Below are 11,712 nucleotides of genomic sequence, written 5' to 3'. Positions count from 1 at the left end.
CTACGATCACGGAGCAACACCAGCCCTCGGGAGTCCCCTTCATGAAGACGATCGACGAACTCCTCGCCGAAGGAGTGGCCGGCCGGCGGGTCTTCGTCCGCGCCGACCTCAATGTGCCGCTGGACGGCACCACCATCACCGACGACGGCCGGATCCGCGCCGTCCTGCCGACCGTCAAGGCCCTCGCGGAGGCGGGCGCCAAGGTGGTCGTCGCCTCCCACCTGGGCCGCCCCAAGGGCGCCCCGGACCCGGCGTTCTCCCTCGGCCCCGCCGCCACGCGGCTCGGCGAACTCCTCGGCTCCGCCGTGGCCTTCGCGACCGACACGGTCGGCGACTCCGCCCGGCAGACGGTCGCCGCCCTCGCCGACGGCCAGGTCGCCGTCGTCGAGAACCTGCGCTTCAACGCGGGCGAAACCTCCAAGGACGACGTCGAGCGCGGCGCCTTCGCCGACCAGCTCGCCCGGCTCGCGGACGTCTACGTCGGCGACGGCTTCGGTGCCGTGCACCGCAAGCACGCCTCGGTCTACGACCTCCCGGCCCGGCTGCCGCACTACGCCGGCTTCCTCATCGCCACCGAGGTCGGCGTCCTGAAGAAGCTCACCGAGGACGTCCGGCGCCCCTATGTCGTCGCGCTCGGCGGCGCCAAGGTCTCCGACAAGCTCGCCGTCATCGACGAACTGCTCGGCAAGGCCGACCGGCTGCTCATCGGCGGCGGCATGGCGTACACCTTCCTCAAGGCCAAGGGCCACGAGATCGGCACGTCCCTCCTCCAGGAGGACCAGATCCCGGCGGTCCAGGAGTACATCGAGCGCGCGGAGAAGACCGGCGTCGAGCTGGTCCTCCCCGTCGACGTGGTGGTCGCCCCCGCGTTCCCGGACCTGGCCACCAAGGCCCCGGCCGACGCCACGACCGTCACCGCGGACGGCATCCCGGCCGACCGGATGGGCCTGGACATCGGTCCGGAGTCCCGCAAGCTGTACGCATCGAAGATCACCGACGCCGCCACCGTCTTCTGGAACGGCCCGATGGGCGTCTTCGAGCACCCCGATTTCGCCGAGGGCACCAAGGCGGTCGCCCAGGCCCTCCTCGACTCCCCGGCCTTCACGGTCGTCGGCGGTGGCGACTCCGCCGCCGCCGTCCGCCTCCTGGGCTTCGACGAGAACGCATTCGGCCACATCTCGACCGGCGGCGGCGCCTCCCTCGAATACCTCGAGGGCAAGACGCTCCCCGGCCTCGCCGCACTGGAGGACTGACCGCTCATGAGCACCCGTACGCCGCTGATGGCGGGCAACTGGAAGATGAACCTCAACCACCTCGAGGCCATCGCCCACACCCAGAAGCTCGCCTTCGCCCTGTCCGACAAGGACTACGAGGCCGTCGAGGTCGCCGTCCTGCCGCCCTTCACCGACCTGCGCTCCGTGCAGACCCTGGTCGAGGGCGACAAGCTCCCCATCAAGTACGGCGCCCAGGACATCTCGGCCCACGAGTCCGGCGCCTACACCGGCGAGGTCTCCGGACCCATGCTCGCCAAGCTGAAGTGCGCGTACGTGGCCGTCGGCCACTCCGAGCGCCGCCAGTACCACGCCGAGACCGACGAGCAGGTCAACGCCAAGGCCAAGGCCGCCTTCAAGCACGGCATCACCCCCATCCTGTGCGTCGGCGAGGAGCTGGAGGTCCGCGAGGCGGGCAACCACGTCTCCCACACCCTCGCCCAGGTCGAGGGCGGTCTGAAGGACATCCCGGCCGACCAGGCCGAGACCGTCGTGATCGCCTACGAGCCCGTCTGGGCCATCGGCACCGGCAAGGTCTGCGGCGCCGCCGACGCCCAGGAGGTCTGCGCCGCCATCCGAGGCAAGATCGCCGAGCTGTACGACCAGGAGCTGGCCGACAAGGTCCGCATCCAGTACGGCGGCTCCGTCAAGGCCGGCAACGTCGCCGAGATCATGGCCCAGGCCGACATCGACGGCGCCCTGGTCGGCGGTGCCTCGCTGGACGCCGACGAGTTCGTCAAGATCGTGCGCTTCCGCGACCAGTGACCCGAGCTGTGAGTAGGCGGTAGCGGCGATCCGTCGTACCCTTGCGGGGGCATGGCCCAGGTGCCGTGCCCCCGTTGTTATCCGAATCCGAGGAAGTTGGTCCAGCCGTGGTTTTGGGGTTCTCGATCGCCCTGATCGTCTTCAGCCTGCTGCTGATGCTGCTGGTGCTGATGCACAAGGGGAAGGGCGGCGGCCTCTCCGACATGTTCGGTGGCGGCATGCAGTCGTCCGTCGGCGGCTCCTCGGTCGCCGAGCGCAACCTCGACCGCATCACCGTCGTGATCGGTCTGCTCTGGTTCGCGTGCATCATCGTCCTCGGCATCCTCATGAAGACGAACAGCTGAGCGCGGACGAACAGCTGATCAGCCTCTCACAGGCACGCACAATCCGTACGTAAGGCCCCATGTTCGGTACGCGCAGCTGAGCGCGGCCTATCATGGGGCTTGCGTCTATGTGCCGGAGCTGTAACTCCAATCACTGGACGCGCGTTGGGCCTTACGTAGACTGAGGCGCTCGCAGCGAAGCGAAACGCCGACTCGCTTTGCGGCACCATCACGCAGGGAGTTACGACCGTGGCAAGTGGCAACGCGATCCGAGGAAGCCGGGTCGGGGCGGGGCCGATGGGCGAGGCCGAGCGGGGCGAGTCCGCGCCCCGACTGCGCATCTCCTTCTGGTGCTCCAACGGGCACGAGACGCAGCCCAGCTTCGCCAGCGACGCGCAGGTTCCCGACACCTGGGACTGCCCGCGCTGCGGCTTCCCGGCCGGACAGGACCGGGACAACCCCCCGGACCCGCCGCGCACCGAGCCCTACAAGACGCACCTCGCCTATGTGCGGGAGCGGCGCAGCGACGCGGACGGCGAGGCGATCCTCGCCGAGGCGCTCGCCAAACTGCGGGGCGAAATCTAGGAGTTGACACCGGCCGGGTGCCCGACAGGCACCTGGCCGGACCTGTTTCGCCCGCCGTGGCCGACCGCCTCCCGGCCCGTTGTCAGTGGTCTCCTCTAACGTTCTTTCCGTGGGTTCCCGCTGCGCGGTGAACCGGCGAACGGGGGAGGGGATTCATGACGGGGGTCGAGACGGGCCAGAAGCGGGCGCCCGCCTGGCGCGGGGGTTTCGGACGGCTGTGGAGCGCCGCCGTGATCTCCCGCTTCGGGGACGCGCTGCGCACGACCGCCCTGCCGCTGCTCGCCGTGCGGCTCACGGACGAGCCACTGGCCGTCGCCTCCGTGACCGCCTGCGCCTATCTCCCCTGGCTGCTGTTCGGCCTGCTCGGCGGGGCCGTCGCCGACCGGGTGGACCAGCGGCGCGCCATGTGGGCCGTCGACACCGTACGAGGACTGCTCGTCGCCGCCTTCGCGCTCGCCGTGGGCCTCGGCCACGCCTCCGTCCCGCTGCTGATCGCCCTAGCGTTCCTGCTGACCACCTTGCAGACCCTCTTCGACAACGCTGCGACGGCCCTGCTGCCCTCCCTGGTGCCCCGCTCGGCCCTGGGCGGCGCCAACGCCCGGCTGCTGACCGGCCAGCAACTGGCCGGCGGCCTCCTGGCCGGACCGTTCGTGCCCGTGCTGCTCGGCATCGGCGCCTTCATGCCGTTCGCCGCCGACGCGGGCACCTATCTGCTGGCCGCAGCCCTGGTCGCCTCCCTGCGGACACGCCCGCCCGAGCGGGAGCCGCGCCCCTCGGGCAGCACCCTGCGCAAGGAGATGGGCGACGGACTGCGCCACCTCTGGCAGGACCGCGTCCTGCGCGCGATCTGCTCCGCCACCCTGCTGTGCAACATCGGCATGGGCGCCCTCATCGCCACCCTGGTGCTGCACGTGACGCGCTGGCTGCACGCGGACACCACCGGATACGCCGCCGCCATGACGGCGTACGCCCTCGGCAGCCTCGCCGGCGGCCTGCTCGCCCAGCGCGTCGCGCTCCGTGTCGGCCGGGCCCGGGCCCTGCTGCTCGGCGGCACCGTCCAGACCGCCGCACTGGTGCTGATGGGCACCGTCCGGCATCTCGGCGCGCTTCTCGCCGGCATGCTGCTGCTCGGGATCATGAACATGGTGTGGAACGTCAACCAGGTCACGCTGATCCAGCAGCGCAGCCCCGAGTCCATGGTCGGCCGTATCTCCTCGGCCTTCCGTACGGCGTCCACGTCCGGCGCTCCGACCGGTGCCCTCCTCGGCGGGGCGGCCGCCGACGTCCTCGGGCTGAACGCGCCCGCGCTGCTGGCGGCCGCGCTCTTCGGCCTGGCCGTCGCCGCGTTGATACCCGCGGGCCGGGCGGACGTACCTGTTGTTGCCCCGCAGGACGGTTCCGCGTCCGCTCGCGTGACGCGCTGATCAACTAGGTTGGGACCGGCGGGGCAAGCCGTGCGAGGCAGCACGGACAGGCAAGGAAGGGCTGAAGTCCGACATGAACGCAGACGGCCGTACGAGGCTCAACCAGACGCCCGAGTGGACGGCTCTGGCCAAGCATCGCGAGGAACTCGGCGAGGTACAGCTGCGCGAGCTGTTCGCCGCCGACCCCGAACGCGGCGGCGGATACACCGTGCAGGTCGGCGACCTGCACATCGACTACTCCAAGCACCTCGTCACCGACGAGACGCTGCGGCTGCTGCGCGAGCTGGCCGAGGCGGCCGACGTCTTCGGCCTCAGGGACGCCATGTTCCGCGGCGAGAAGATCAACACCACCGAGGACCGTGCGGTGCTGCACACCGCCCTGCGCGCCCCGGCCGACGCGGTGATCGAGGTCGACGGGGAGAACGTGGTCCCCGCCGTCCACGCCGTCCTGGACAAGATGGCCGACTTCGCGGGCCGTGTGCGCTCCGGCGAGTGGACCGGCCACACCGGCCGGCGCATCAGGAACGTCGTCAACATCGGCATCGGCGGCTCCGACCTCGGCCCGGCGATGGCCTTCGAGGTGCTGCGCAGCTACACCGACCGTGACCTCACGGTCCGTTTCGTGTCGAACGTCGACGGCGCCGACCTGCACGAGGCCACCCGCGACCTGGACCCGGCCGAGACGCTGTTCATCATCGCGTCCAAGACCTTCACCACCATCGAGACGATCACCAACGCCACCTCGGCCCGCACCTGGCTCCTCGAGGGCCTCGGCGGCGACGTGAAGGCGGTCGCGCGGCACTTCGTGGCGCTGTCGACGAACGCGGAGAAAGTCGCGGACTTCGGCATCGACACGGCCAACATGTTCGAGTTCTGGGACTGGGTCGGCGGCCGCTACTCCTACGACTCGGCGATCGGTCTCTCCCTGATGATCGCCATCGGCGCGGACCGCTTCCGCGAGATGCTCGACGGCTTCCGCACCGTCGACGAGCACTTCCGCACCGCCCCCGCCGAGTCCAATGTGCCGCTGCTGCTCGGCCTGTTGGGCATCTGGTACGGCAACTTCCACGACGCCCAGTCGCACGCCGTGCTGCCCTACAGCCACTATCTGTCCAAGTTCGCCGCCTATCTCCAGCAGCTGGACATGGAGTCGAACGGCAAGTACGTCGGCCGCGACGGCAAGGAGGTCGACTGGCAGACCGGCCCGGTCGTCTGGGGCACGCCCGGCACCAACGGGCAGCACGCCTACTACCAGTTGATCCACCAGGGCACGAAGCTGATCCCGGCGGACTTCATCGGCTTCGCCCGCCCGGTCGACGAGCTGAGCGACGAACTCAAGGCGCAGCACGACCTGTTGATGGCCAACTTCTTCGCCCAGACCCAGGCGCTCGCCTTCGGCAAGACGCCCGGAGAGGTGCGCGCGGAGGGCGTGCCCGAGGAACTGGTGGCCCACAAGACGTTCAAGGGCAACCACCCGACGACCACGATCCTCGCCGCCGAGCTGACCCCGTCGGTCCTCGGCCAACTCGTCGCGCTCTACGAGCACAAGGTGTTCGTGCAGGGCGCCGTGTGGAACATCGACTCCTTCGACCAGTGGGGCGTGGAGCTCGGCAAGGTCCTCGCCAAGCGCGTCGAGCCCGCACTGACCGAAGGCGCCGAGGTCCCCGGCCTGGACGCATCGACCAAGGCGCTGGTCGCCAAGTACCGCGAGCTGCGGGGCCGCTAGCCGACAACATCCCGTGTGTAGACTCCCGGGCGATCATGTACACGATTGCTCGGGAGCCTCAGTGGGCAACGCACACCGCAGGCGCTGGACCGACGGCGACCTGACGGCCGGGTCCTACCTGCTGCCGCATCGCGCGGCGCGGGCGGTGTTCCACCCCGCCTGGATCCCGGACGCGCTCGACCCGACCGTGGAGCGGCTCAAGCGGGCCAGGGTCGCCGTCGGATTCGTCGCGGCCCTCGGCGTCCACCTGGTCATCGAGACCGGGTTCTCCTGGGTGGATCTGCCGAGGAACGCCACGATCGCGGCGATCGTGCTGTTCTGTGTCACCCCGCTGACGACCGGCGTGATGCTCCTGGTCTGGCGGCGCGGCGGCACCGTGCGCCGGATGCGGGCGCGCCTCTTCGACACGGTCAAACTGCTCTCACTCTTCACCGCCTCGGCCTTGGTCTGCTTTGAGCTGTTCGTATTCGGCGAGAAGGTGGGGACGATCCCGAAGATCGTCCTGAGCGGCCTGGGCCTGTGGATGCTCCTCTTCCTGATCTGGGGTGCTGTCCAGCTCACCGGCAACTTCTTCGGCACCGCCGCGGTGCACCGCTGTCTGCCGCCCCTGCTCGCCACCGTGACGAGCTGGGTGCCGGCCGTTTCCGACCTGGTGGGCAGTGATGAGCGCGGCATGGACAACTTCGTCGGTGTCGTGTGCATCCTGTCCGCCCCGGTGACGGTCACGGCGATCGGCCTGCTGGAGGCCCATCGCCTCAAAAAGCACTACGGCATCCGCCTCATGGCCCACCCGGCCACCTTCCGACCTGCCCCGGCACCGCGGTCGGCGGCGTACCTGCCTCAGCAGGGCAACCCGTTCAGCCCCCACAACGGACGGAACCCGTACGGCGCTTGACCGTACGGGTTCCGTGAGCGGGGTGTCTCAGGGAGACGCCGGCGGGTACAGCGACCTCGGCAGCTGGGAGGCCGCCGCCTGGTCCAGGAGCCACAGGGTGCGGGCCCGGCCGCGGGCGCCCGCCGCCGGGGCCTGGATCTCGCCCGCGCCGGAGAGGGCGATCGCCGCGGCGTTCGCCTTGTCCTCGCCCGCCGCGAGCAGCCACACCTCACGGGCCGCCCGGATGGCCGGCAGGGTCAGCGTGACCCGGGTCGGCGGGGGCTTGGGCGCGCCGTGCACCCCGACCACCGTGCGCTCGGTCTCCCGTACGGCCGGCAGCTCGGGGAAGAGCGAGGCCACATGGGTGTCCGGGCCGACGCCCAGCATCAGGACGTCGAAGGTGGGCACGGTGCCGTGGTTCTCGGGGCCGGCCGCACGGGCCAGCTCCTGCGCGTACGCCTCCGCGGCGGTCTCGACGTCGGCGCCGTACGGACCGTCGGACGCGGGCATGGCGTGCACGCGCTTCGGGTCCAGGGGGACGGCGTCCAGCAGGGCCTCACGGGCCTGGGTGACGTTGCGTTCCGGGTCGCCCTCGGGCAGGAACCGCTCGTCGCCCCACCACAGGTCGAGCCGGCCCCAGTCGATCGCGTCCCGGGCGGGCGCGGACGCCAGTGCGGCCAGCAGACCGTTGCCGTTGCGGCCGCCGGTGAGGACCACGGACGCGAAGCCCCGGGAGGCCTGCGCGTCCACGATCCGTGTGATCAGACGGGCCGCGGCGGCCTGCGCCATCAGCTCCTTGTCGCGGTGCACGACCAGCTGCGGGGCGTTCACCGTGCGGCCTTCCCGGAGAGACCGGAAGGGACCGGCTTCAGCGGTGCCGACGCCTGCCCTTCCTTCCCGGCAGCTTCCGTAGGCCCTTCGACGCCGTCCCGATCTCCTTTGGCCGGCTCGGTCCCGGTGTCACCCTCGCCCTCGGCCGGCTCGGCCTCCGCCTTGCCGACCGCCGCCTCGGCCTGTTCCACAGCCGCCCCGGCCTTCTCGACCGCGGCCATGGCCCGCGCGACCGCGTCCCCGCCCGGCGAGGCCGCCGGAACCGAGGCCGCCGGAACCGAGGCCGCCGGGGCCGCGGCCGACGCGTTCAGCCGCTCCACCCCGAACCGCAGGGCGGAGGCGTACGTGTCGTCCGGGTCCAGCCGGCGCAGCTCCTCCGCGATCAGCTCGGCCGTGTCGCGGCGCTTGAGCGCCACCGCGCGGTCGGGCTGGCCCTCGATGGAGAGGGTGGCCAGCGAGCCGTCGGCCCGGTCCAGGACGATCGGCCCGGAGGAGGTCGCCATGCGGACGGCGGTGAGCCCGGGGCCGCCCGACAGCGAGCGCCTGACGGGCACGTCCAGCCGGTCCGCGAGCCACATCGCCAGCAGCTCGCAGCTCGGGTTGAACTCCTCGCCCTCCACCTCGACCGACTCCACCTCGCAGGTGACCTGGTCCAGCGCCGCGGCCAGCATCGAACGCCAGGGCGTGATGCGGGTCCACGACAGGTCCGTGTCACCGGGGGTGTAGGTGTCGGAGCGGGCGCCGAGCTCGCGCACCGGCTGCTCGGAGGCGTAGGTGTCGGTGACGCGGCGCTGGGCCAGCGCGCCGAGCGGGTCGGCGGCCGGGTCGAGCGGGGCGTTCACCGGCCACCACACGACGACCGGGGCGTCCGGCAGCAGCAGCGGCAGCACCACCGACTGGGCGTGGTCGGACACCTCGCCGTACAGCCGCAGCACGACCGTCTCGCCGGTGCCCGCGTCCGCGCCCACCCGCACCTCGGCGTCCAGCCGGGACTGCGTGCGGTCGCGGGGTGAGCGCGAGACGCGCCGGATGACCACGAGCGTGCGCGAGGGGTGCTCGTGGGAGGCGTCGCCTGCGGCCTTGAGCGCGTCGTACGCGTTCTCCTCGTCGGTGACGACGACGAGTGTGAGCACCATGCCCACGGCCGGGGTGCCGATCGCCCGGCGGCCCTGCACCAGCGCCTTGTTGATCTTGCTGGCGGTGGTGTCCGTGAGGTCTATCTTCATGGCCGGCGCCAGCTCCGTCCGTCTCGTTCGAGCATCTGGTCCGCCTCGACGGGGCCCCAGGTACCGGCCGGGTACTGCGCGGGCCTGCCGTTCTCGTCCCAGTACCGCTCGATCGGGTCGAGGATCTTCCAGGACAGCTCCACCTCTTCCGTGCGGGGGAAGAGGTTCGAGTCGCCGAGCAGCACGTCGAGGATGAGGCGCTCGTACGCCTCGGGCGAGGACTCCGTGAACGACTCGCCGTAGGCGAAGTCCATGGACACGTCCCGGATCTCCATGGAGGTGCCGGGCACCTTGGAGCCGAAGCGGACGGTCACGCCCTCGTCGGGCTGGACGCGGATGACGATCGCGTTCTTGCCGAGCTCCTCCGTCGCCGTGTGGTCGAAGGGGGAGTGCGGGGCGCGCTGGAAGACGACCGCGATCTCGGTGACCCGGCGGCCGAGCCGCTTGCCGGTGCGCAGATAGAAGGGGACGCCCGCCCAGCGGCGGTTGTCGACCTGCACCTTGATGGCGGCGTAGGTGTCGGTCTTCGACCGCGGGTCGATGCCGTCCTCTTCGAGATAGCCGATGGCCTTCTCGCCGCCCTGCCACCCGGCCGCGTACTGGGCGCGCACGGTGTCCCGGCCCAGGTCCTCGGGCAGCCGTACCGCGCCGAGCACCTTGGTCTTCTCCGCGGCCAGCGCGTCCGCGTCGAAGGAGGCGGGCTCCTCCATCGCGGTGAGCGCCATCAGCTGCAGCAGGTGGTTCTGGATGACGTCACGGGCGGCGCCGATGCCGTCGTAGTAACCGGCCCGGCCGCCGATGCCGATGTCCTCGGCCATCGTGATCTGGACGTGGTCCACGAACGACCGGTTCCAGATCGGCTCGAACATCGTGTTGGCGAACCGCAGCGCCAGGATGTTCTGGACGGTCTCCTTGCCCAGATAGTGGTCGATGCGGAAGACCTGGTCCGGGGCGAAGACCTCGTGGACGACCTTGTTGAGCTCCTCCGCGGAGGCCAGGTCGTGCCCGAACGGCTTCTCGATGACCGCGCGCCGCCAGGACTCCTTCGTCTGGTCGGCCAGCCCGTGCTTCTTCAGCTGCTGGATGACCACCGGGAAGGACCGCGGCGGCACGGACAGGTAGAAGGCGAAGTTGCCGCCCGTGCCCTGTGCCTTGTCGAGCTCCTCGATCGTCGCGCGCAGCCGCTCGAAGGCGTCGTCGTCGTCGAAGGTGCCCTGCACGAAGCGCATGCCCTGGATGAGCTGCTGCCAGACCTCCTCACGGAAGGGCGTGCGGGCGTGCTCCTTGACGGCGTCGTGGACCTCCTGCGCGAAGTCCTCGTGCGCCCACTCGCGGCGGGCGAACCCGACCAGCGAGAAACCCGGCGGCAGCAGACCCCGGTTGGCGAGGTCGTACACGGCGGGCATGAGCTTCTTGCGGGACAGGTCGCCCGTGACACCGAAGATGACCAGGCCCGACGGCCCCGCGATACGCGGGAGCCGTCGGTCGGCGGGGTCACGAAGCGGGTTCGCTCCGGAACCGGAAAGGGGAGGCAAGGATTCAGCCCTCCGAAGGCGCGAGGCGCTCCAGCTCGGCCTCGGTCGACTTGAGCAGGTCGTTCCAGGACGCCTCGAACTTCTCGACGCCCTCGTCCTCCAGCAGCTGTACCACCTCGTCGTACGAGATGCCCAGCCGCTCGACGGCGTCGAGGTCCGCGCGGGCCTGCTCGTAGGTGCCGGCGACGGTGTTGCCGGTGATCTCGCCGTGCTGCTCGGTCGCCTGGAGGGTGGCCTCCGGCATGGTGTTGACCGTGTTCGGCGCGACGAGCTCGTCGACGTACAGGGTGTCCTTGTACGCCGGGTCCTTCACACCGGTGGAGGCCCACAGCGGACGCTGCTTGTTGGCGCCGGCGCTCTCCAGCTTGCTCCAGCGCTCGGTGCCGAAGACCTCTTCGTACGCCTCGTAGGCGAGCCGGGCGTTGGCGACGGCGGCCTTGCCGCGCGCGGCCTTCGCCTCGTCGGTGCCCAGCGCGTCCAGGCGCTTGTCGATCTCGGTGTCCACACGGGACACGAAGAACGACGCCACCGAGTGGATCAGTGAGAGGTCGAGACCCTTCTCCCTGGCCTTCTCCAGACCGGCCAGGTAGGCGTCCATCACCTCGCGGTAGCGCTCCAGCGAGAAGATCAGCGTGACGTTGACGCTGATGCCGTTGCCGATGACCTCGGTGATCGCCGGCAGACCCGCCTTGGTGGCCGGGATCTTGATGAGCGTGTTGGGGCGGTCGACCAGCCAGGCCAGCTGCTTGGCCTCGGCGACCGTCGCGCGGGTGTTGTGCGCCAGGCGCGGGTCGACCTCGATCGACACCCGGCCGTCCTGACCGCCGGTGGCGTCGAAGACCGGGCGCAGGATGTCGGCCGCGTCCCGGACGTCCGCCGTGGTGATCATGCGGATGGCCTCGTCGACGGTGACCTTGCGGGCCGCGAGGTCGGCGACCTGCTCCTCGTACCCGTCGCCGCCGCTGATCGCCTTCTGGAAGATCGACGGGTTGGTGGTGACGCCCACGACGTGCTGCTGGTCGATCAGCTCGGCCAGGTTGCCGGACGTGATCCGCTTGCGCGACAGGTCGTCCAGCCAGATCGCGACGCCCTCCTCGGAGAGGCGCTTCAGTGCGTCTGTCATGGAATTACATCTCCTACGTGTCGTATATG

At 70.6% G+C, this 11,712-nt stretch carries 11 protein-coding genes; 7 read left to right on the top strand and 4 right to left on the bottom strand.

All coding sequences use genetic code 11. The features are described from left to right. The first annotated feature begins 41 nt into the window (after nt 1–41). From ACLZN2_RS37375 to ACLZN2_RS37345, 7 genes are all read left to right on the top strand, one after another. Nucleotides 42–1,253 (top strand): phosphoglycerate kinase, encoded by a 1,212-nt coding sequence (locus ACLZN2_RS37375; protein ID WP_416984029.1) that lies wholly within the window; start codon nt 42–44, stop codon nt 1,251–1,253. 6 nt (nt 1,254–1,259) lie between these two features. After that, nucleotides 1,260–2,036, top strand: a complete 777-nt coding sequence (gene tpiA / locus ACLZN2_RS37370) for a triose-phosphate isomerase (protein ID WP_416984028.1) — start codon at nt 1,260–1,262, stop codon at nt 2,034–2,036. A 113-nt stretch (nt 2,037–2,149) separates the two neighbouring features. Then, on the top strand, nt 2,150–2,380 hold the full coding sequence (secG, locus tag ACLZN2_RS37365) for a preprotein translocase subunit SecG (RefSeq protein WP_189718317.1): 231 nt from the start codon (nt 2,150–2,152) through the stop codon (nt 2,378–2,380). Between the two features lie 228 nt (nt 2,381–2,608). After that, nucleotides 2,609–2,944, top strand: coding sequence for an RNA polymerase-binding protein RbpA (locus ACLZN2_RS37360; RefSeq protein ID WP_003957010.1), 336 nt, complete (start codon nt 2,609–2,611; stop codon nt 2,942–2,944). Between the two features lie 155 nt (nt 2,945–3,099). Next, nucleotides 3,100–4,368, top strand: coding sequence for an MFS transporter (locus ACLZN2_RS37355; RefSeq protein ID WP_416984027.1), 1,269 nt, complete (start codon nt 3,100–3,102; stop codon nt 4,366–4,368). Nucleotides 4,369–4,441: 73 nt separating this feature from the next. After that, the gene (pgi, locus tag ACLZN2_RS37350) at nt 4,442–6,094 is read left to right on the top strand and encodes a glucose-6-phosphate isomerase (protein ID WP_416984026.1); all 1,653 of its coding nucleotides are present in this window, start codon (nt 4,442–4,444) and stop codon (nt 6,092–6,094) included. 61 nt (nt 6,095–6,155) lie between these two features. Then, entirely contained in the window at nt 6,156–6,989 is an 834-nt protein-coding gene (locus ACLZN2_RS37345; RefSeq protein ID WP_416984025.1) for a hypothetical protein, read from the top strand. Between the two features lie 27 nt (nt 6,990–7,016). Here ACLZN2_RS37345 and pgl read toward each other — a convergent pair whose 3' ends face one another. Genes pgl through tal form a run of 4 tightly spaced genes read right to left on the bottom strand, consistent with a single transcriptional unit; the run spans nt 7,017 to nt 11,683 of the window. Further along, the gene (pgl, locus tag ACLZN2_RS37340) at nt 7,017–7,799 is read right to left on the bottom strand and encodes a 6-phosphogluconolactonase (protein ID WP_416984024.1); all 783 of its coding nucleotides are present in this window, start codon (nt 7,797–7,799) and stop codon (nt 7,017–7,019) included. Continuing rightward, a complete protein-coding gene (opcA, locus tag ACLZN2_RS37335; protein ID WP_416984023.1) occupies nt 7,796–9,025 on the bottom strand; it encodes a glucose-6-phosphate dehydrogenase assembly protein OpcA in 1,230 nt (409 codons plus the stop codon). Before opcA ends, pgl begins: the two co-directional genes overlap by 4 nt. After that, complete coding sequence (gene zwf / locus ACLZN2_RS37330) at nt 9,022–10,560, bottom strand: glucose-6-phosphate dehydrogenase (protein WP_416984022.1); 1,539 nt, start codon at nt 10,558–10,560, stop codon at nt 9,022–9,024. Before zwf ends, opcA begins: the two co-directional genes overlap by 4 nt. Nucleotides 10,561–10,564: 4 nt before the next feature. Continuing rightward, nucleotides 10,565–11,683, bottom strand: coding sequence for a transaldolase (gene tal, locus ACLZN2_RS37325; protein ID WP_416984021.1), 1,119 nt, complete (start codon nt 11,681–11,683; stop codon nt 10,565–10,567). Nucleotides 11,684–11,712: the final 29 nt, after the last annotated feature.

Origin of the sequence: Streptomyces sp. T028, assembly GCF_048159505.1 — a bacterium.
Lineage (GTDB): Bacteria > Actinomycetota > Actinomycetes > Streptomycetales > Streptomycetaceae > Streptomyces.
The sequence above is the reverse complement of the archived record's forward strand: the minus strand, read 5'-3'. Positions and strand labels throughout refer to the sequence as shown.